Here is a 20,104-nt window from a genome sequence, read left to right as displayed (position 1 = left end):
ATTTTTACTTATCCATTGGGAGATGAACGTTAACTATGAATTTTGGACGCCACATATCAGGTCAGTTTAATGTCGAGCTAGAGTCGATTCGAACCCATGTCTTGACGATGGGTGGTTTGGTCGAGCAGCAGTTGTCGTTTGCGATGCAGGCGCTGCACAAAGAAGACATCGAACTGGCGAGAAAAGTGGTGCGCGATGATCATAAAGTTAACGCGATGGAAGTCTCAATCGATGAAGCCTGCACACGTATCATTGCCAAGCGTCAGCCGACGGCAAAAGATTTACGACTGATTATGGCGATCATCAAGACGATTACGGACTTAGAACGTATTGGTGATGTGGCGACTAAAATTGCGTATGTGGCGATAGAGAGTCCATCTTCCAAAGAGCGCCAGTTCCATGTTTCGTTAGAGCCACTTTGCCGTCAAGCAATCAGCATGCTGCACCAAGTGCTCGATGCATTTGCTCGTATGGATGTAGATGCAGCAGCAGAGGTGTACAAACTCGATGATAAGATTGACGCTGAATACGAAGCGGTGATCCGTCAGTTGATGACTTATATGATGGAGGACCCGAAAAATATTCCCAATATCCTTCAGGTCATGTGGTCTGCTCGTGCAATAGAGCGAGTTGGAGATCGATGCCAAAACATTTGTGAATACATCATCTACTTTGTCAAAGGCAAAGATGTTCGCCACTTGGGCGAACAAAGCATTGATGATGCGCTTCGTTAGAAGTGCAAGATAATCCCAGTAGAGAAGGTGGCGGACCAATTGTTTTCAAGCAGTGTTTTTTTCTTATCGATGTAGTTGAAATCGCCACCTAGTCTAAAACCAATGTTATCAGTGGGGAAGACAACCCAAGCCGCTGAAAAGCTTGCCCCAGTGCCTTCGGCATAACGAGTATCGCCACTGAATATTGGCTCTCGATATCCTTCATACTCAACAACCCCCGCTTCTAGTTGCAGTCCAAATTTAATTGGCTGATCGATAAAGTGGTACTGTCCGCCAACACGGTAAGTTTTTAGCCTATCTTTATCCCAGAGTAACTCTGCTGAAGTATGAGAGTAACTTAAGTACAAAGCGTCCAAGCCGAGAACATCCGTTGCCCCAAGTTGCAGCCCTCCCCCTGAAATACCAGAGCCAAAATATGGACCAATCTTAAATTCTGGTGAGATATGTAATCCCGTTGCTGAGGCAGTGATTGGAGCTAAAAGAGTGAGTGCTAAAAGGTGTTTTTTCATTGTTTGAAGACCATGAACTAAGGTTGAGAACTGTCTTCCTTGAATTGAAGCTATTCCGATGTGGCAATGTTAAAAAACACTTTAGATAATTTCTAATTAACACTTTTAATATGCGTGATAATCAATACTTATCACTTATGGTTAGATGAGATTTGCTGTTCTAGTGCGCTTTTTATTTCATGATGCAGCCATGCAATAAGAGGGTTATTGCGATTTTTGACATGATACTGACTATATACACTCGTTTTTTTGAGTTTATCGTCGACGTTGACTTCTATTGCTCTCAAGCTTGGGTATTGATCGATAGGGAAGAGGTTTGAGTGAGGCATAAACATATCGGTGTGCTTGATTACGTCTATTATTGCCATGATCATTTCAGAGCGAAAACCTGTTCGCGCAGTCACCCCTTGTGACTTAAGAATTTGTTCAGCTAAACTTGCATGATCATTCCAACCAGGATTGATAAAGGAGGCAATTTCATAGCCCTCAAAGTCTTGTGGGTCTGCAATTGACTTGGTGATAGGGTGATCTTGACGAACTAAAACGTGTCCTGTTACTTCAATAAGGTGATTGATGTAAATTTCTTTTGGAGCCGAAAGGTCGTAATTAACTCCAATTAAGACTTGTCCCTTACTGATTTCTTCAAGAGTTGCATGAGTCCAACTGACAAGCTCGATTTCAGCGTTAGGGGCTTGGGCTCTCAATTGTTGAAACAATGTTCCAGATAAGCAGCTTAACACCATTGGGGCTAGAGCAATCTTGAGCTTGGAGTTGACTTCACTAGGGTCGAATTTTTGTGAGGCATTGAGTGCGTTAGCCAATCCATCTAAGTGGGGAGTGATTGACTCAGCAAGTTCAATGGCAAAAGAGGTCGGCTCTAATCCTTTGGGAACTTTGACAAACAACTCATCATCAAAATGGTGGCGCAGCTTCTGCAAAGCTTGGCTAATTGCAGGCTGAGAGACAAACAGACGCTGAGAAGCCTTGCGCATATTAAGCTCTTGAGACAGGACCAAGAAGGTTCTCAAAAGGTTTAAATCTAAGTTGTAAAACAGATCTTTTGCCATGCACTAATAACCCTAATACTTCTCAGGAACAAAGGTTTGTTCTTCAAGTGGAGCTCGAATATAACCTTCTTTGTTGAGCTCTGGTAGCTCGATCTCTGGGTAGGTAATATCCTGATACTCAATTTGTTCAAGTAGATGGCTAATGCAGTTTAGGCGAGCACGTTTTTTATCATCTGAAGGGACTACCCACCATGGGCACTGCTTGGTGTCTGTATAGGCAAACATCTTATCTTTGGCCTCAGAGTATTCAGCCCAGCGGTTACGAGATTCTAAGTCCATTGGGCTGAACTTCCAGCGCTTGATGGGAGTTTTGATTCGCTCTAAAAAGCGTTTTTCCTGTTCTTCGTCAGAGACGGAAAACCAATATTTAAGCAAGATGATGCCAGAACGCTGTAACATGCGCTCAAATTCAGGGCAAGAGCGCAGAAATTCATCGTACTGCTCATCAGAGCAAAAGCCCATCACCTTTTCAACACCCGCTCGGTTGTACCAACTGCGGTCAAAAAGGACTATTTCACCCGCAGCAGGTAGGTGTGCAACGTAACGTTGGAAGTACCACTGGGATTTCTCTTTTTCAGTAGGGGCGGGTAATGCAGCGATTCTACAAATGCGAGGGTTGAGCTTTTCTGTGATGCGTTTAATAACGCCACCTTTGCCAGCGGCGTCACGTCCTTCAAAGATCACAACGACTTTGAGGCCTTCCTGTTTTACCCACTCTTGCAGCTTTACCAACTCAATTTGAAGGCGTTGAAGTTCCTTTTCGTAAAACTTCTTATCCAGTTTGCTCTTAGCCATAGCGCACTCCTTTGTTATCAAAAGGTTAGCACTTGTGGAGTAGGGATGAGAGTTTTATCGCTGAGAACTGAGAGCCTCTACGACCTTTTCGATGGCTGCGCTATTGGTCACTGGAATAATAAAATCGTCGACATTCTGATTACCCATTTTGGCTTCTTCGCTGATGTTAGTCATGTAGCTTGAGCGGGTACTCTTACCGGATAGATGAACTTCTCTGACGCCAGTTTGTTGAACGATGCTTTGAACATTGCCAGCTGTTAGTCCAGCACCGGCCATAATTGAGATTCTACCGTCAGCGACGTTGACCATCTGTTGCAGAACCTCTTTTCCTTGTTCTACATTGGCAGCCAAACCTGAAGTGAGGATACGCTCGCAGCCTAGTGAAATTACCTGCTCCAGAGCTTGCTGCCAGTTGCTGCTCTGGTCAATGGCACGGTGGAATGTAATACCTAAGTTATACAACTTGGCACGTTGAGTCAGCTGTTCGGCTAACGGCATATCGACATGTCCATCCGCACTCAGAACTCCCAGTACAACGCCTTCTAGTCCAGCCTCTGCTGCCGCTTCGATATCGATTAGCATCGCCTCGATATCATCTTGGTCGTACAAGAAGTCTCCTTGCCTTGGGCGAATCATGGCGTAGACAGGGATAGGGGAGATTTGCGCCGCTTTTTTCATAAAACCAAAGCTGGGCGTTAGTCCACCAAGTGCTAGAGATGAGCATAGCTCGATACGCGTTGCGCCACCTGTAATCGCATTATGCAGTGATTCAAGATTATCGATACAAACTTCAACGTGGTACTTCATAGGTAGAGCTCTCTGAGGATAAGGTTGGCGTTATTTTAGCAGTCACCGCGGAAGATATTAGGGTAAAGGTCGAAGATTTGATTTCCTCAAAAATGAGTGGGAGAAAATAAAAAACCTCAGCATGAGCTGAGGTTTAAGATCTTGAGCAGGAGCTAGATTAAGCTGCGTCGTCTTGTGCTGGTTCAGCTTCTTCGACGGCTTCAACCTTTTTAGGCTTCTTAGGTGCAGGTTTGCGTTTTGCACCCAGTGCGTAGAGCACTTCTTCTTTGTTTTGCGCTAGGAACATAGCCAAGTCTTCTTTCTTGCCTTCGTCTTCTAGCAGTTCACTTTTACCTAGTAGCTCAAAAAGCTCATCAGCCATATCAAGCATCTTGTCATATGCGTCAGCTTCCGCTTTAGAGGTAAAAGTCATTTTCTCTTCTCCGTTGCGTTCTACCACGTACTTGACGATTACAGCCATGGTTGGTCCTCTAACTCAAATTATCAAAAGTATTTACTGTCTGTTTATACAGCTTATTGGCGCTAAAGTCTAGGTAGCACAGGCGATCATGAGGTTGAGATCGGCAAAAATTTGATAACGCACTGTTCGTTATTGAGAAGATAGCGGTAAGCAGAATTGGAAAAGGTGTTCCGCCGCTATCTTGGCAACACTTTCTAGCATCTCTGGCGGAGGATTATCTATCGAGTGAATCTGCAGTCCATCGAGCATGGTCACAGCATAATGTGTCATGACTTGAATGTCGGCATTTTGCACGAGTTGACCATCATTGGCGGCTCTTTCAAATCGATTTTGAATGAGCTGAATGAATTCTGCACGCATCTTCAAAGCGGATATTTTAACCACACTAGATTCATCGCTACAGGCCAGAGAACTCTGGATCATTAAGCAACCTTTGTTCTTCTCGTTGCTGCATTTTGCTTCGGCAGTTTGGGAAAAAATAGTCTCAATCACATCGCGAATTTGAGGTTGCTCCAATGCACTAAAGAATGGTGCGCCCTCACGATTCTTATACATCTCTACCGCTTGAAAATAGAGTTGCTCTTTATTGCCAAACGTTGCGTACATACTTGGTTTGTTGATGCCCATCGCTTGGGTGAGATCTTTGAGTGACGCGCCGTCGTAACCATGTGTCCAAAAGACATCCAAGGCTTTCTCTAGAGCGATTTCTTTATCAAAGCTTTTTGGGCGACCACAGGTTAAACGGACCATAACGTTATTCAACAACTTCTCAAATATGACACTCAAATGGTAAATCGCAGGCCGTGCGTTGTCCATATCGCAAATGTATTCATTTGGTAAATTTAACTTGATCAATGTCAAAAGTTGGGATTATTATACCGATCGGTACAAAATTAATGTAAGGATAGCGAGATGGTAGGTAAACACCTTAAAACACCCCTTCTACTTATCTCAATTGCAGCACCTTTGGTGTTGTCGGGATGTCAGGATTCACATGCAGAAGTGACTCAGTCTGCACCACCACCGCCAGGTGTTGAGGTGGCAGAAGTGCTGGTTGAAACCATCACTGAGCTTGATGAATATACGGGTCGTTTAGAATCACCTCAGACTGTATCGGTGATACCGCGAGTGTCGGGCTATGTTGAACAAGTGCATTTTGAAGAAGGCACCATGGTTGAAGAAGGCGACGTTCTTTTCTCCATTGATGACCGAGCATTTGTGGCGGAAGTAGAGCGACTTGAAGCGGAACTGAGCAGCGCTAAAGCTAGTTACAACCAATCGATCAAAGATCACCAGCGCGCGCTTAAGCTCAATAAGAACAATGCTATTTCGCAAGAAACGGTGGATGCACGTTTTACCGCTAAGCAGCGTGGCGCAGCGAGTGTTGCAGCGATCAAAGCTTCGCTATCTCAAGCCAAATTAGATTTAGCCTTTACCAAGGTTACTGCGCCGATCACAGGCAAAGTGTCTAGGGCTGACATCACTAAGGGCAACTATGTATCAGCAGGCGATACTCAGTTAACCACGCTAGTGTCGACTGCTCATATGTACGCTTACTTTGATGTTGATGAAGTGACCTTCCTTAAGTACCAGAAGTTGAACAAGCTAAAAGCGGGTGAAGGTTACGCGAAGCAGCTAGTGCAGCTTGGCTTAGCGAATGACGCGGCTTACCCACGAGTAGGGCACATCGACTTTGTTGACAACGCAATCAATCAAGCAACAGGAACAATTCGAGTTCGCGCTGTCTTCGACAATGAAGATCAGTCTTTATGGCCTGGTATGTTCGCGAAATTGCGTATTACGGGTTCAAGCAGCTACGAAGGTGTGTTGATAGACAATCGTGCAGTGGGCACAGACCTCAACAATAAGTACGTGTTGGTTCTTGATGAGAACAATATCGTTCAGTATCGCGCGGTTTCGCTGGGTGAAAAACTCAATGGTTTACGCATTGTGGCGGATGGTTTATTGCCGGGCGATAAAGTGGTGGTGAATGGTCTGCAACGTGTGCGTGCCAACATGCCAGTGACACCAAGTGAAGTCACTATGGCGAACGAATTGACCTTATCAATGTTGCGTGACCAACAAGACCTGATTGACCAACAGCGCCAATCTCTTACTACAGCGGCATTAAACGAGAAGGGATAACGGGATGTTTTCTCAGTATTTTATTCGTAGGCCGATATTTGCATCGGTCCTGTCGATACTCATTTTTATCGCAGGTGCACTGTCAGTGTGGCAGCTGCCTATCACTGAGTATCCAGAAGTTGTGCCTCCTACGGTAGTTGTTACGGCAACCTACCCAGGCGCAAACCCTAAAGTTATAGCCGATACGGTTGCATCTCCTCTCGAAGAGGAAATTAATGGTGTCGAAGATATGTTGTACATGTCTTCGCAAGCCACCTCTGATGGGATGATGACCTTAACGGTAACCTTTGAAATTGGGACTGACGCTGACAAAGCACAAACCTTAGTGCAAAGTCGCGTTGACCGCGCATTACCAAGGTTGCCAGAAGAGGTTCAGCGTTTAGGTGTGGTTACCGAGAAGTCGTCTCCTGATTTGACCATGGTAGTTCACCTTTACTCTCCAGATGAACGCTACGATTTGCTCTACTTGGCAAACTATGCGGCGCTTAACGTACGTGATGAAATTACCCGTATTGAAGGTGTTGGCGCGGTGCGTGTATTTGGTGGCGGTGAGTACAGTATGCGTATCTGGCTTGACCCAAATAAGGTCGCTGCACTGGGCTTAAACCCTACCGAAATCATTGCAGCGGTACGCGAGCAAAACCAACAAGCAGCGGCAGGTAGCTTAGGTGCGCAGCCAAGCGGCAATTCTGACTTCCAATTGCTGATCAATGTGAAAGGTCGACTCACTGATGTTGAAGAGTTTGAAAACATCATCATCAAAGTCGGTGAAAACGGTCAGGTTAACCGTCTTAAAGATGTTGCTCGAATTGAGCTTGGTGCAGAAACCTACTCACTACGTTCACTATTGGATAACCAAGATGCGGTAGCGATCGGTGTTTTCCAAGCTTCTGGTTCGAATGCAATCCAGATCTCTGAAGATGTGCGTAGCAAGATGGCTGAGCTTGAGCAGAGCTTCCCACAAGGCGTTGCATACGACATCGTTTATGACCCGACAGTCTTTGTTCGTGGCTCAATTGAAGCGGTTGTTCAAACGTTGCTAGAGGCGGTATTGCTGGTTGTTTTGGTTGTAGTGCTGTTCCTACAAACGTGGCGCGCGTCAATCATCCCGCTGGTGGCCGTTCCGGTTTCTTTAGTCGGTACCTTTGCGTTCATGCATCTGATGGGCTTTTCACTCAATGCGTTATCGCTGTTCGGTTTAGTACTGGCGATAGGTATTGTTGTCGATGATGCCATCGTGGTGGTGGAGAATGTTGAACGAAACATAGCAGAAGGCTTGGCACCGATTCCGGCAACGGAAAAAGCGATGCGTGAAGTGACGGGACCTATCGTCGCGACGACCTTGGTTCTTGCTGCGGTATTTATCCCAACCGCCTTTATGTCTGGCCTAACGGGGCAGTTCTATAAGCAGTTTGCGCTGACGATTACCATCTCGACCTTTATATCTGCGATTAACTCATTGACCTTGAGTCCGGCTTTATCGGCACTATTACTTAAAGGTCATGATCAGCCTAAAGACTGGCTAACTCGTTTGATGGATTCACTGTTTGGACGCCTGATATTTGCTCCGTTTAATAAGCTGTTTAATAAAGGTGCTAGTGCCTACGGTTACGTGGTGAAGAAAACTATCCGTCTCGGTGCCTTGATTGGTGTTATCTATGTTGGATTACTTGGCTTAACAGCTTATCAGTTTGATCAAACGCCAACAGGTTATGTACCAGGGCAAGATAAGCAGTACTTAGTCGCTTTTGCTCAGTTACCTGATGCGGCTTCACTTGAGCGTACCGATGCTGTGATTCGTGAAATGTCTGAGATTGCACTTGCTCAACCGGGTGTTGAACACTCAGTGGCTTTCCCGGGATTAAGCATCAATGGCTTTACCAATAGCCCGAACAGCGGCATTGTTTTCACGCCATTGTCTGATTTTGAAGACCGACAAGATCCTAGCTTGAGTGCTGGTGCAATCGCGATGCAACTTAACCAGAAGTTTGCTGCGATTCCCGATGCCTTTATTGCCATCTTCCCACCGCCACCGGTTCAAGGTCTGGGTACGATTGGTGGCTTTAGGCTACAAATCCAAGATAGGGGTAATCACGGCTATGAGGCTTTGTATCAGGTAACTCAACAAGTCATCATGAAGGCTTGGGCTGATCCTGCTTTGACAGGCGTGTTCTCAAGCTATCAGGTTAATGTGCCACAACTAGAGCTAGACGTAGATCGTACTAAAGCGCTGAAACAGAATGTCTCTTTAGATGAGGTCTTTGCAACGCTGCAATCTTACATGGGCTCAACTTATGTCAACGACATCAACCGATTTGGTCGCACTTATCAGGTGAATGTTCAGGCTGATGAAGCGTTTCGTCAAAACCCTGAGCAAATTCGTCAACTTAAGGTAAGAAATGCCGATGGCGAAATGATCCCACTTGGCTCATTTGTGAATGTTGATAACGTCGCAGGTCCTGATCGCGTCATGCACTACAACGCCTATAAGACCGCAGAAATTAACGGTAGCCCAATGCCGGGTGTAAGCTCTGGTGAAGCACAGGCAGCGATTGAAAAGATTCTCGCCGAGACTTTGCCAATCGGCATGACTTACGAATGGACGGAGCTCACTTATCAGCAAAAACTTGCAGGTAATACAGCCACCTTAATCTATCCATTGGTGATTCTATTGGTGTTCTTAGTACTGGCTGCACAGTACGAGAGTGTGCGTTTACCTATGGCGATTATCCTGATTATTCCAATGACGCTGTTGTCAGCGATCAGCGGTGTGATCTTGTGGGGAAGTGACAACAACATCTTCACCCAAATAGGTTTGATTGTATTGGTTGGTTTGGCGACTAAGAACGCAATTTTAATTGTTGAGTTTGCCAAGGAATTACAAGATAGAGGTCGTACAGTTATGGAGGCAATCTTAGAGGCATCTCGCCTACGTTTGCGTCCGATTCTGATGACATCTATCGCCTTTATTATGGGCGTGGTTCCTATGGTGTTCTCAACTGGCGCAGGTGCGGAAATGAGGCAAGCAATGGGTATTGCCGTCTTTTCCGGCATGATTGGTGTCACTGTGTTTGGATTACTGCTAACACCGCTGTTTTACTACGTACTGGCAAAACGTGGTCAACAGAAGAAACAAGCAGCTGAGCACAATATCGCACTTGAACCTGCAAATGAATCCACTGTCTGATCCCGCTAATTAGGATTCGTAGGGCAACTCTGGTTATTGGAGTTGCCCTTTTTTTAATCCCATTGATGGCAATATTCGATAAAGGATTTGAGCAATGGGCTCTGATATTTTTCTTTATGTACCAGTAACCAGTAGCGCCTTTTCATATCCAAAGAGAGTTTAAGTTCTACCACTCTACCATCGGTTAACGCCGGCTGAGCCGCGAGTTTAGATAAGCAACCCAATCCAAGCCCAGCAGAGACACTGTTAATCAAAGCTTCTGTGGTGTTGAGCTGAAATGATTCATGCCACTGTTCAATACGCGGAGCGATAGCGCGAAGGAAAAACTCTCTCGAGCCTGAACCCGGCTCGCGCAATATCCACTCACTCTCTTCTAAATCACCAACACTAAACCTTTGTTTATTTGCCAGGGGCGAATCAGGGGAGCAGATCACGCACATCTCGTCTTGGCTGAATTGAGTGGAAATAAGTTCAGGGTGTAGTGTTTTTCCTTCAATAAGTGCAAGATCAAGCTCATAGTCGACCAACTTCTGACAGATCAATGCAGAGTTGGAGATAAACAAGCTTTGCGAGTGGTGATTGGTATGGCGGCGAAAATCACTAATTAGATAAGGCGCAACTTGATTACCTATGGTGTCACTAGCCCCAATTCTTAGTTCACCCGTTAATGTCTGGTCATTATCAAATAACTGTTCAATATCTTGCGCCCGCTCAATGAGTTCGTCCGCTAAAGGCAGTAGTTTCTGCCCTTCTTGATTGAGGATAAGTCGGTTATTGACTCTATCGAACAGTGAATGGCCGATTTGTTTTTCTAGCTCTGACAACGCCATGCTGACTGCCGCCTTGGACAAAAACAAGGCTTCTGACGCTGCCGTTAAGGTGTCATGTTGCGTGATTGAGATAAACACTCTGAGCTGTTTTAGAGAAATATTCGCGGCCATAGCTTCGTTTAGATTGTTTGAACATGTGTTCTAAATAATTAGATATTATCGAACAATTGGCAAGCGTAAACTAGCTCCATAGTAAGCAAACTAGGTAAATAGAGATGATTAAAGCAGCAAAAGCAAAAGTGATGGGTGCGCCTACTCCTATGGCAGGCTTAGCGCTTGGTATCGCCAGTTTAGGATGGTGTTGGGAAAATGCAGCCCCATTTGATGGTTATGCTCAGTGGAGTGGTGCGGCAATCGCAAGTGTATTGCTGGCTGTTCTAGCGGTAAAATTTCTCTTTCATAATCATCTATTGCGTGAAGATCTTGCTCACCCTGTCGTGGGGAGTGTTGTACCAACGTTTGCGATGGGCACTATGGTAGTTTCGAATTCTTTAGGGCACTTTTACCCTTTAGCTGGCGACTTACTTTGGCTGTTCGCGGTTGGTCTTCACATTGTGTTTCTAGTCAGTTTTATCTACCACAGAGCGCAAGAGTTTGAATTGCACCATATGGTACCGAGTTGGTTCGTACCACCGGTAGGCATCATAGTGGCTGATGTATCTTTCTCAGGTAACCCTGTCTTGAGCCATATTGCAGATGGTGCGCTATTGTTCGGAATGGTTGCCTATGCCGTGATGCTGCCAATGATGATTTATCGCTTTATGTTTACTCATGAGATTCCTGACGCAGCAAAACCAACCATGGCGATCATGGCAGCACCTGCCAGCCTATCGTTAGCGGGGTATTTAACGGTCACTGCCGACCCTTCACCTGTGATCATTGGTCTGCTGTTTGGCATTGCGATTTTGATGACAGCTATTATCTACTTGGCTTTCTTTAAATTACTCAGACTGCCATTCAGCCCAGGCTATGCTGCATTTACTTTCCCAATGGTGATTGGTGCAACAGCGCTATTTAAACTTGCCGCATGGATGGAAACCATTGGCGTTGCAAACAAGTACATTGTGCAAGTGCAATGGATAGCCGCCATTGAACTGGTTGTGGCGACCTTAGTCGTTAGCTACGTGGCCCTAAGATATCTCACCTTCTACAAGCCTGTGAGCAATGCATTGGGCTTAGCATCAAACTAACGCAGTCCTTGTTCTCTCAACCGTTTATACAAGGTGTTTCGGCTGATATTCAAATCTTTCGCGGTCGCAGAAACATTGCGGCCGTTTTGCTCATAAACGCTTAGCCAGTCTCCCTGGTCTAACTCGGATTGCTCTGGAGGAGTCAGCAGACTGATATTGGTTGTTGCCATCGCGATTGGCTCTGGTTGCTGTGCTTCAAGGTCGTGCAGTTCAAGATCATGCAGAAAGTCATCAGGAAGGTGTTCGACACAGATAGTCTCATCGCCAGCCATTGCAATCGCAATTTGAATCACACTGACCATCTGTCTGATATTACCCGGCCAAGGGTGTGACTTAAACATGGCTAGTACTTCTAAGCTGATGTTGGGCGTTTCCTCATCGAGCGCGTATTTGGCTAGCAAGAACTTCACTAAGGCTTCTTTGTCTGTTCTCTCCCTCAGAGCGGGCAGAGATAGATTGAGTCCAGTGACTCGATAGTATAAATCTTGGCGAAATGTCCCTTTCTCTACATCTTGTTTTAAATTCCGGTTTGTCGCAGAAACTAATTTAAAGTCAACAGGATATGATGTAGTTGAACCGAGTGGCGTTACTTTACGTTCTTGCAAGACGCGCAGCAGTCTAGCCTGAACATTCATTGGCATATCGCCCAATTCATCTAAGAACAAGGTGCCTTTGTCTGCCTTGCGGATTAATCCGATATAGCCTTTGTTGTTGGCTCCGGTGAAAGCGCCTTTTTCGTAACCGAATAACTCTGACTCCACTAACTCGGCCGGAATTGCTGCGCAGTTAACGGCAATCATAGGAGCGTGCTTTCGCTCACTAGATAGGTGAAGAGCGTTGACGAACACCTCTTTACCTACGCCCGTTTCACCGTGAATCAAGATTGGAATGTCGGTATTTAGAATGCGACTTGCCTGAGTAATCGCTTTTGCCAATCTAGGATCGCCCATGTTCAAGCGCTCCAAATCCAGCGGTGCTTTTGCGTCTTTTAAGGCAGTCTTAGGAATCGATTTACGGTAGTCAATTTGCCTTCCTTGAGGCACCTTAGGTGGGGTAATAATGCCAAAAAAACTAAAGCGTGAATGGGTGCTAATCGCCGTCGGATTAAAAGGAGGGTGAGACAACAGCTGTTCAAGCTTAATATCGAAAATCTGTTCCAGTCTTTGCAAAGCCAGATCTTGTCCGAGTACGACTTCTGCACGTCGATTAGCAGAAACGATCACACCTTGTTCATTGAACACCAGCAAAGATGACCACTGGCTATCAATGTTTTCAGGGGAAGTGTTAAACCACAGCAGATAGTGATCAGATTGAAATTTAGAGGCGATAAGTTGGTTCTCAATTGCTTGTGACATCAACTTCACCATACCCAAGGTATGAGCCGTCGGCATGTACGCATCGCTAGAAATAGACAATACACCAGCCATCTTTCTATCGGCATCAAATAGTGGTGCAGCTGAACCCGTCATAAATCGATTGGATGTCAAAAAGTGTTCATCGTGAAACACCTGAACAATAGAACCCGTTTCGAGGGCGGTACCTATCGCGTTGGTGCCGATAAGTCCTTCCTGCCAATGCACACCGTTTTGGAAAACCTGCGGTTGCCTTTGTGAGAAAAAGCGTTGTTCACCCCAGCTGTTCAACACCTGACCATTCGTGTTTGCTAGCGTGATCAAGCAATTGCTATTGGAAAGTAAGCTGTCATAGAAAGGCAATACCTTTTGCTGAGTTGTGGTCAGCAACCCCGAGTGTTCTTCGAGAGTGTGAGAAAAGGCTTGTCCTGTTTCCATCTCTATTATCGGGTTGCTGTTGTGAACTAGCCCAGCATCCCGACAGCGTTGCCAAGAGCTCTCGATCATTGATTGATGTTTTTTGTCCATAGTGTTGGCCAATAGCAGCGATACAAAGTCATTTTTAAGTAATTATTCTAATTGTTCGTATGTGAACGTTAATGATCACAAACGCTCACTTAACATATCACTCATCTGAACACCTTGAACATGTTTTGAACACATTTTATTAACAAATGTTACGGTGGTCTCATATGTGGAATGAGTATGAAATCTAGGCCCTTACTGAGTTTTTAGTCACAATATCCTTATGTTTAAAGGGCTGGAAAACTGTATTGTAAAATAATTGTTTCAAATTTTTTAAGTTGGCATGACTCTCGCTCTACCGAACAATATCGAAAAAATTATTGTTCGAATGGTAAGGAGTTTTTAGTGTCACTAACACTTGAGCAGGTAAGCAAATACGTTGACGGTGAGATGCATATCTCAGACGTTAACCTCACCTTTGAGCCTGGTTCGTTCAATGTGTTGCTAGGACGCACATTGGCAGGAAAGACCTCATTGATGCGACTTATCGCAGGTCTAGACAAACCAACATCAGGGAAGATTCTGGTAAACGGCGTGGATGTCACGGGAGTCTCCGTCAGAGAGCGTAACATCTCGATGGTGTACCAGCAGTTTATTAACTATCCCAACCTAAGCGTGTTTGAAAACGTGGCTTCACCACTACGCTTGGCGGGTATGCCAGAGAAAGAGATTCAAGAGCGTGTTCACGCAACCGCAGAAATGTTGCGCATTACTGAACACTTGAAGAAACATCCATTAGAGCTTTCTGGCGGCCAGCAGCAGCGTACAGCGATGGCTCGCGCTTTAGTTAAAGATGCGGAAATCATTCTTTTTGATGAACCGCTCGTAAACCTTGACTACAAGCTACGTGAAGAGTTGCGTCAAGAAATGCGTGAGCTATTCCAAACTCGACACACCATTGCGATTTACGCGACAACGGAGCCGAATGAAGCGCTTGCGCTTGGCGGTACAACCACCATTCTGCATGAAGGTCAGGTGATTCAATCTGGCCCGACTGCCTCGGTTTATCACCAACCAGATAATGTCGATTCAGCAACCTTGTTTAGTGAGCCACCTATCAACTTGATCTCAGGTGCAGTAACCAGCAACGAAGTGACGTTTGATAAGAGTGCGCATTTCCCACTTAACCAGTCACTCAGTAAGTTGGATAAAGGGGAGTATCAATTTGGCATTCGCCCGAGCCATCTGAGCTTACTGCCAAAAAATGACGACGATGTAGAGCTAACCGTTCAGGTAGAAGTCGCAGAGATCAGTGGCTCTGAGACGTTTCTCCATGTACGTAATGCGCACCTCGATATGGTGCTGCACTTACCAGGCGTACATACCTACGATGTGGATGAGACGATCAAAATCTATATTCCAATCCACAAATTCTATGTCTTTGGTATGGATCAGAACCTTATCCATGCTCCGATTCGTGATGTTAGGGGGTAGTCGTCATGGTTCAAATTACACTCAATTCACTCGCCCATACTTATGACAAGAAACCAACGGCTTCATCGCCTTATGCGATTAAAGAGATGAATCACGTTTGGAAGCAGGGCGGTGCATACGCTCTATTGGGGCCATCGGGCTGTGGTAAGTCGACACTGTTGAACATTATTTCTGGATTGATGAGCCCATCTCAAGGAGACGTGATGTTTGATGATATGCGAGTCAACGAGCTTCGCCCGCAAGACCGTAATATCGCTCAGGTTTTCCAGTTTCCAGTTATCTACGACACCATGTCTGTCTACGACAACTTGGCGTTTCCACTACGCAACATGAAGGTACACAAGGCAAAGGTTCACTCCAAAGTGACCGAAATTGCTGAAATCTTAGAGCTGACCAATGTGTTGTCGAAAAAAGCACAACACCTTACTGCAGATGAAAAGCAGAAAGTGTCAATGGGGCGCGGTCTGGTGCGAGATGACGTGTCGGCGATTTTGTTCGATGAGCCGCTCACCGTTATCGATCCGCAGTTGAAGTGGAAACTGCGCCGCAAGCTAAAGCAAATCCATCAGCAGTTCAATATCACCATGGTGTACGTCACACACGATCAGCTTGAAGCGTCGACGTTCGCTGATGAAATTGCCGTGATGTACAACGGCCAGATTGTTCAATTTGGTACCCCAAGAGAGTTGTTTGAAAGACCGAACCACACCTTTGTTGGTTACTTTATTGGTAGTCCAGGCATGAACTTAATGGAGGTGACGCCTACCGATAATGGCGTGATGTTCGATGGTGTTGAAGTGCCGTTATCTGAGTCCTACCGTCATGCCGTTGCTCAAGCAGGTAGCAACAACATCAAGATCGGCATTCGACCTGAATTTGTCCATGTGTGGGAGAAGGGCAATGAGTCTGCGTTGCGTTGTGAAGTGTTGCACGTGGAAGACTTAGGTACCTACAAGATTGTCACACTGCAGTTGGGTAACAAACAAATCAAAGCACGTCTTCAAGAGGATCAACCTGTTCCAGAAAAAGAGGCTTACATCAGCTTCCCTGAACAATGGACCATGCTGTATGTCGATGAATTCTTAGTCAACGTAGGGGAAGAGTAATGGATAAGGTAGCAAACAATAAAGCGTGGTTCCTCGTTCTGCCCGTCTTCATATTGGTCGCCTTCAGTGCGATTGTGCCCTTGATGACCGTAGTGAACTATTCGCTACAGGATATTTTTGATGCTAACACCGCATACTTTGTTGGCACCGAGTGGTATCGAGAAATCCTCAATGATGATCGATTACATGGCGCGCTGCTTCGTCAGTTTGGTTTTACTTTCACTATTTTGCTTATCGAAGTTCCGCTGGGGATCATTGTTGCGCTGACAATGCCAACCAAAGGTAAGTGGTCTGCATTTTGTCTGATTGTGTTAGCGATTCCATTGCTAATTCCACTTAACGTAGTCGGCACGATTTGGCAGATCTTTGGTCGAGCAGATATCGGTTTGTTTGGTTGGGCACTCAATGGCATGGGGATTGACTACAACTACGCGGGCAACCCAATTGATGCATGGCTAACGGTTATTCTGATGGATGTCTGGCACTGGACATCGTTAATCGCGTTGCTGTGTTATTCAGGCTTACGCGCTATTCCTGACGCTTACTATCAGGCGGCGAACATCGACCGCGCTTCTACTTGGTCAATCATTCGTTACATTCAGCTGCCGAAGCTAAAGAGTGTGTTGTTAATCGGCATTCTTATCCGTTTTATGGACAGCTTCATGATTTACACCGAACCGTTTGTTTTGACGGGTGGTGGTCCGGGTAACTCAACGACCTTCCTCAGCCAAACGCTGACCAAAATGGCTATCGGCCAGTTCGATATTGGTCCTGCAGCCGCTTTCTCAATTATCTATTTCCTAATCATCTTGTTGGTGAGTTGGGTGTTCTATACCGCAATGACGCACGGTGAAAACAAGTAAGGAAACTACAATGGCGATGACAAAATCAAAATACACCCGCTATACACAAATTGTCGGGTTAGCGTTCTACATCATCTGTTTGATGCTGCCGATTTACTGGTTACTTAACATGTCTTTCAAGGAGAACCAGGAAATCTTAGGTGGGCTGAGCTTCCTACCAGAGACTTGGACGCTGAAAAACTATGCGACCATCTTCTCTGATTCAAGTTGGTACATGGGGTACGTGAATTCCATCATTTACGTGGTCATGAACATGGTTATTACCCTAACAGTGGCACTGCCAGCGGCATACGCTTTCTCGCGTTTTAAGTTTATTGGCGACAACCACCTGTTCTTTTGGCTGTTGACCAACAAAATGGCGCCGCCAGCGGTATTCCTGCTGCCATTCTTCCAGCTTTACTCGTCGGTAGGTCTTTTCGATACCCATATTGCGGTCGCGCTTGCGCACTGTTTGTTCAATGTCCCTTTGGCGGTATGGATTCTTGAAGGCTTTATGTCGAGTGTGCCACGTGAAATCGATGAGACCGCTTACATTGATGGTTACAGCTTTCCAAAGTTTTTCGTGAAAATCTTTTTGCCGATGATCCGTTCGGGGATTGGGGTCTCGGCTTTTTTCTGCTTCATGTTCAGCTGGGTAGAGTTGCTACTCGCACGTACGCTGACCTCTATTGATGCCAAGCCTATTTCAGCGGTTATGACCCGTACTGTCAGTGCGTCTGGTATTGACTGGGGCGTACTGGCGGCTGCCGGTGTGCTGACCATTTTGCCAGGTATTTTGGTTATCTGGTTCGTGAGAAACCATGTTGCGAAAGGCTTCGCACTGGGTCGAGTTTAAGGAGATAAATCATGGCTTGGATGGCATGGACAACACCTTCAGCACTGTTCTTTCTGGGGATTGCGCTGATCTTACTCACAATGACGATTCGAGAAATTCGTACGCCATGTATTGAGCGTAAAGGGTTTCTTCCTATCACGACCACTCGTGGCGATCGTCTGTTTATCGGTTTATTAAGCTCCGCATTTATCCACCTTGGGTTTGTAGGGCTGACTGAATTATCGATTTGGGTGCCATTCACGCTCTGCGTGATCTGGCTGGGTACAGTTTTGAAATGGGGATAAATACAACTGACTGACATGTGCTCATTACCAGTCTGACAGGATGCCATAGTCACTAGGTAATGAGTGTAATCAATAACGTAAGAGACAGAATACTCATAACTGGAGTTACACAATAATGAAAAAGGATATCAAAAAGTCTTACCTTGCACGTAGCTTAGCACTGACCTTTGCGCTTGCTGCAATCTCTCCTGCTGCGCTAGCTGATATGGCGGCGGCAAAAAAATGGATGAGTGAAGAGTTTACTCCGACGACCTTGTCACAGGATGAACAAACGCAAGAGATGCAGTGGTTTATCGATGCTGCTAAGCCTTACCAAGGTATGGAAATCAATGTTGCTTCTGAAACCATTACAACGCATGAGTACGAAGCGAAAGTATTGGCAAAGGCATTCTATGAAATCACTGGAATCAAGGTAAATCATGACCTGATTCAAGAAGGTGATGTAGTAGAAAAGCTACAAACTCAGATGCAAACAGGGCGTAACATCTACGACGCCTACATTAACGATTCCGACTTGATTGGTACTCACGTTCGTTACGGTAAAGTTGTACCTATTTCAGACTTCATGGAAGGTGAAGGGAAAAGCGTAACTAACCCATACTTAGACCTGCAAGATTTTATTGGCTTGGACTTCACAACAGGCCCTGACGGTAAGCTCTATCAACTTCCTGACCAACAGTTCGCGAACCTGTACTGGTTCCGCGCAGACTGGTTTGAACGCGAAGATTTGAAAGCTAAGTTCAAGAAAGCGTATGGCTATGAACTGGGTGTACCTTTGAACTGGTCAGCGTATGAAGATATCGCCGAGTTCTTTACCGATAAAGTTAAGACCATTGATGGCGAGCCTGTATACGGTCACATGGATTACGGTAAGAAAGATCCTTCACTAGGCTGGCGCTTCACGGACTCGTGGTTCTCAATGGCGGGTGCGGGTGACAAAGGTATTCCAAACGGTCTACCTGTTGATGAATGGGGTATTCGTATTGAAGGTTGTAAGCCAGTAGGCTCAGATGTCGCTCGTGGCGGTGCAACCAACGGCCCAGCAGCAGTTTATGCAACGACCAAATATGTGGATTGGCTTAAGCAGTACGCGCCACCAGAAGCTCAGGGTATGACATTTGGTGAAGCAGGCCCAGTTCCAGCTCAAGGTTCTATCGCGCAGCAAATCTTCTGGTATACCGCCTTTACTGCTGATATGACCAAGCCAGGTCTTCCTGTAGTAAATGAAGACGGCACACCTAAATGGCGTATGGCTCCGTCACCACGTGGTCCATACTGGGAAGACGGTATGAAGCTAGGTTACCAAGATGCGGGCTCGTGGACATTCCTCAACAGTACACCTGTTGATCGTCGTCAGGCTGCATGGTTATACGCTCAGTTTGTGGTTTCTAAATCAGTCAGCTTGAAGAAAACTCTGGTTGGCCTAACGCCAATTCGTGAGTCGGATATCAACTCAGACGCGATGACGGAAGCGGCGCCAAAACTAGGTGGCTTGGTTGAGTTCTACCGCAGTGATGCTCGTAAACAATGGACACCAACAGGAACCAACGTGCCAGATTATCCAAAACTGGCTCAGCTTTGGTGGCAATACGTTTCTGAAGCAGCAAGCGGTGAGAAAACTCCTCAAGAAGCACTGGATGGTTTAGCAAAAGCCCAAGACCGAGTATTGCAACGTCTAGAGCGCAGTGGTGCACAAGGTGAGTGTGGTCCTCAGCTGAATCCGAAGAAAGACCCTGAACACTGGTTATCTCAGCTAGGTGCTCCGAAAGCGAAACTGGCTAACGAGAAACCACAAGGTAAGACTATCGCTTACAAAGATCTCATCGCTCAATAAGGTTTTATCACCTTAATTGATGATTTCTCCCTCCTACCCGCTCTTGTCTGTTTAGGGCTTGAGCGGGTATTTTGATTCGAGCCAAATCATACGCTTATAACGCTCTCGAAATTGATCAGCTTGTGCTAGTCTCACCCTAGTTGCGGC

The 20,104-nt window shown here is 45.8% G+C and carries 18 protein-coding genes; 10 read left to right on the top strand and 8 right to left on the bottom strand.

Going from position 1 to position 20,104, the window contains the following annotated elements:
- Nucleotides 1–35: 35 nt before the first annotated feature.
- Nucleotides 36–734, top strand: a complete 699-nt coding sequence (gene phoU / locus AC5O63_RS17490; RefSeq protein WP_004747942.1) for a phosphate signaling complex protein PhoU — start codon at nt 36–38, stop codon at nt 732–734.
- On the opposite strand, the gene AC5O63_RS17485 is transcribed toward phoU, so the two are convergent.
- From AC5O63_RS17485 to AC5O63_RS17460, 6 genes are all read right to left on the bottom strand, one after another.
- A complete protein-coding gene (locus AC5O63_RS17485; RefSeq protein WP_494505751.1) occupies nt 731–1,243 on the bottom strand; it encodes a hypothetical protein in 513 nt (170 codons plus the stop codon). The two genes, phoU and AC5O63_RS17485, sit on opposite strands and share 4 nt — an antisense overlap.
- A 131-nt stretch (nt 1,244–1,374) precedes the next feature.
- Entirely contained in the window at nt 1,375–2,310 is a 936-nt protein-coding gene (locus AC5O63_RS17480) for a LysR family transcriptional regulator (protein ID WP_494505750.1), read from the bottom strand.
- 12 nt (nt 2,311–2,322) lie between these two features.
- Nucleotides 2,323–3,105: a polyphosphate kinase 2 gene (ppk2, locus tag AC5O63_RS17475; RefSeq protein WP_494505749.1), complete on the bottom strand. Its 783-nt coding sequence runs from the start codon at nt 3,103–3,105 to the stop codon at nt 2,323–2,325.
- Nucleotides 3,106–3,159: 54 nt separating this feature from the next.
- Nucleotides 3,160–3,912, bottom strand: coding sequence for a copper homeostasis protein CutC (locus AC5O63_RS17470; protein ID WP_494505748.1), 753 nt, complete (start codon nt 3,910–3,912; stop codon nt 3,160–3,162).
- Nucleotides 3,913–4,069: 157 nt separating this feature from the next.
- Nucleotides 4,070–4,372 carry a YebG family protein gene (locus AC5O63_RS17465; RefSeq protein WP_494505747.1) on the bottom strand — a complete coding sequence of 101 codons (303 nt, stop codon included), beginning with the start codon at nt 4,370–4,372 and terminating at the stop codon, nt 4,070–4,072.
- A 129-nt stretch (nt 4,373–4,501) separates the two neighbouring features.
- Entirely contained in the window at nt 4,502–5,188 is a 687-nt protein-coding gene (locus tag AC5O63_RS17460) for a TetR/AcrR family transcriptional regulator (RefSeq protein ID WP_494505746.1), read from the bottom strand.
- Between the two features lie 96 nt (nt 5,189–5,284).
- Between AC5O63_RS17460 and AC5O63_RS17455 the strand changes: the two genes are divergently transcribed.
- Nucleotides 5,285–6,517 (top strand): efflux RND transporter periplasmic adaptor subunit, encoded by a 1,233-nt coding sequence (locus AC5O63_RS17455; protein WP_272786453.1) that lies wholly within the window; start codon nt 5,285–5,287, stop codon nt 6,515–6,517.
- A gap of 4 nt (nt 6,518–6,521) precedes the next feature.
- Nucleotides 6,522–9,704: an efflux RND transporter permease subunit gene (locus AC5O63_RS17450; protein ID WP_494505745.1), complete on the top strand. Its 3,183-nt coding sequence runs from the start codon at nt 6,522–6,524 to the stop codon at nt 9,702–9,704.
- A gap of 53 nt (nt 9,705–9,757) precedes the next feature.
- Here the strand turns inward: AC5O63_RS17450 and AC5O63_RS17445 are convergent, their stop codons facing one another.
- Nucleotides 9,758–10,645 (bottom strand): LysR substrate-binding domain-containing protein, encoded by an 888-nt coding sequence (locus tag AC5O63_RS17445; RefSeq protein ID WP_171322216.1) that lies wholly within the window; start codon nt 10,643–10,645, stop codon nt 9,758–9,760.
- Nucleotides 10,646–10,749: 104 nt separating this feature from the next.
- Here AC5O63_RS17445 and AC5O63_RS17440 point away from each other — a divergent pair, with 104 nt between their 5' ends.
- On the top strand, nt 10,750–11,724 hold the full coding sequence (locus AC5O63_RS17440) for a TDT family transporter (RefSeq protein WP_239826399.1): 975 nt from the start codon (nt 10,750–10,752) through the stop codon (nt 11,722–11,724).
- Here the strand turns inward: AC5O63_RS17440 and AC5O63_RS17435 are convergent.
- The gene (locus AC5O63_RS17435) at nt 11,721–13,604 is read right to left on the bottom strand and encodes a sigma-54-dependent Fis family transcriptional regulator (protein WP_494505744.1); all 1,884 of its coding nucleotides are present in this window, start codon (nt 13,602–13,604) and stop codon (nt 11,721–11,723) included. The two genes, AC5O63_RS17440 and AC5O63_RS17435, sit on opposite strands and share 4 nt — an antisense overlap.
- A gap of 342 nt (nt 13,605–13,946) precedes the next feature.
- On the opposite strand from AC5O63_RS17435, the gene AC5O63_RS17430 reads away from it, so the two are divergent.
- From AC5O63_RS17430 to AC5O63_RS17405, 6 genes are all read left to right on the top strand, one after another.
- Complete coding sequence (locus AC5O63_RS17430; RefSeq protein WP_004746257.1) at nt 13,947–15,035, top strand: ABC transporter ATP-binding protein; 1,089 nt, start codon at nt 13,947–13,949, stop codon at nt 15,033–15,035.
- 5 nt (nt 15,036–15,040) lie between these two features.
- Nucleotides 15,041–16,141 carry an ABC transporter ATP-binding protein gene (locus tag AC5O63_RS17425; protein ID WP_171322221.1) on the top strand — a complete coding sequence of 367 codons (1,101 nt, stop codon included), beginning with the start codon at nt 15,041–15,043 and terminating at the stop codon, nt 16,139–16,141.
- Nucleotides 16,141–17,004 carry a carbohydrate ABC transporter permease gene (locus AC5O63_RS17420; RefSeq protein ID WP_004746259.1) on the top strand — a complete coding sequence of 288 codons (864 nt, stop codon included), beginning with the start codon at nt 16,141–16,143 and terminating at the stop codon, nt 17,002–17,004. Before AC5O63_RS17425 ends, AC5O63_RS17420 begins: the two co-directional genes overlap by 1 nt.
- Nucleotides 17,005–17,020: 16 nt before the next feature.
- Nucleotides 17,021–17,839 carry a carbohydrate ABC transporter permease gene (locus AC5O63_RS17415; protein ID WP_004746260.1) on the top strand — a complete coding sequence of 273 codons (819 nt, stop codon included), beginning with the start codon at nt 17,021–17,023 and terminating at the stop codon, nt 17,837–17,839.
- 11 nt (nt 17,840–17,850) lie between these two features.
- The gene (locus AC5O63_RS17410; protein ID WP_004746261.1) at nt 17,851–18,123 is read left to right on the top strand and encodes a DUF2160 domain-containing protein; all 273 of its coding nucleotides are present in this window, start codon (nt 17,851–17,853) and stop codon (nt 18,121–18,123) included.
- A gap of 115 nt (nt 18,124–18,238) precedes the next feature.
- On the top strand, nt 18,239–19,957 hold the full coding sequence (locus tag AC5O63_RS17405) for an ABC transporter substrate-binding protein (RefSeq protein WP_494505743.1): 1,719 nt from the start codon (nt 18,239–18,241) through the stop codon (nt 19,955–19,957).
- The last annotated feature ends 147 nt before the right edge of the window (nt 19,958–20,104 follow it).

The organism is Vibrio sp. SCP2, assembly GCF_059295395.1.
Note: the sequence above shows the minus strand (reverse complement) of the source record. Positions and strands in the feature narration are given on the sequence as shown.

Bases quoted from the DNA above. Each gene is read 5' to 3' on its own strand.
- phoU (WP_004747942.1), top strand. From the start codon at position 36: ATGAATTTTGGACGCCACATATCAGGTCAGTTTAATGTCGAGCTAGAG.
- AC5O63_RS17465 (WP_494505747.1), bottom strand. From the start codon at position 4,372: ATGGCTGTAATCGTCAAGTACGTGGTAGAACGCAACGGAGAAGAGAAA.
- ppk2 (WP_494505749.1), bottom strand. From the start codon at position 3,105: ATGGCTAAGAGCAAACTGGATAAGAAGTTTTACGAAAAGGAACTTCAA.
- AC5O63_RS17415 (WP_004746260.1), top strand. From the start codon at position 17,021: ATGACAAAATCAAAATACACCCGCTATACACAAATTGTCGGGTTAGCG.
- AC5O63_RS17405 (WP_494505743.1), top strand. From the start codon at position 18,239: ATGAAAAAGGATATCAAAAAGTCTTACCTTGCACGTAGCTTAGCACTG.
- AC5O63_RS17470 (WP_494505748.1), bottom strand. From the start codon at position 3,912: ATGAAGTACCACGTTGAAGTTTGTATCGATAATCTTGAATCACTGCAT.
- AC5O63_RS17455 (WP_272786453.1), top strand. From the start codon at position 5,285: ATGGTAGGTAAACACCTTAAAACACCCCTTCTACTTATCTCAATTGCA.
- AC5O63_RS17435 (WP_494505744.1), bottom strand. From the start codon at position 13,604: ATGGACAAAAAACATCAATCAATGATCGAGAGCTCTTGGCAACGCTGT.
- AC5O63_RS17425 (WP_171322221.1), top strand. From the start codon at position 15,041: ATGGTTCAAATTACACTCAATTCACTCGCCCATACTTATGACAAGAAA.
- AC5O63_RS17450 (WP_494505745.1), top strand. From the start codon at position 6,522: ATGTTTTCTCAGTATTTTATTCGTAGGCCGATATTTGCATCGGTCCTG.
- AC5O63_RS17410 (WP_004746261.1), top strand. From the start codon at position 17,851: ATGGCTTGGATGGCATGGACAACACCTTCAGCACTGTTCTTTCTGGGG.
- AC5O63_RS17440 (WP_239826399.1), top strand. From the start codon at position 10,750: ATGATTAAAGCAGCAAAAGCAAAAGTGATGGGTGCGCCTACTCCTATG.
- AC5O63_RS17420 (WP_004746259.1), top strand. From the start codon at position 16,141: ATGGATAAGGTAGCAAACAATAAAGCGTGGTTCCTCGTTCTGCCCGTC.
- AC5O63_RS17445 (WP_171322216.1), bottom strand. From the start codon at position 10,645: ATGGCCGCGAATATTTCTCTAAAACAGCTCAGAGTGTTTATCTCAATC.
- AC5O63_RS17460 (WP_494505746.1), bottom strand. From the start codon at position 5,188: ATGGACAACGCACGGCCTGCGATTTACCATTTGAGTGTCATATTTGAG.
- AC5O63_RS17480 (WP_494505750.1), bottom strand. From the start codon at position 2,310: ATGGCAAAAGATCTGTTTTACAACTTAGATTTAAACCTTTTGAGAACC.
- AC5O63_RS17485 (WP_494505751.1), bottom strand. From the start codon at position 1,243: ATGAAAAAACACCTTTTAGCACTCACTCTTTTAGCTCCAATCACTGCC.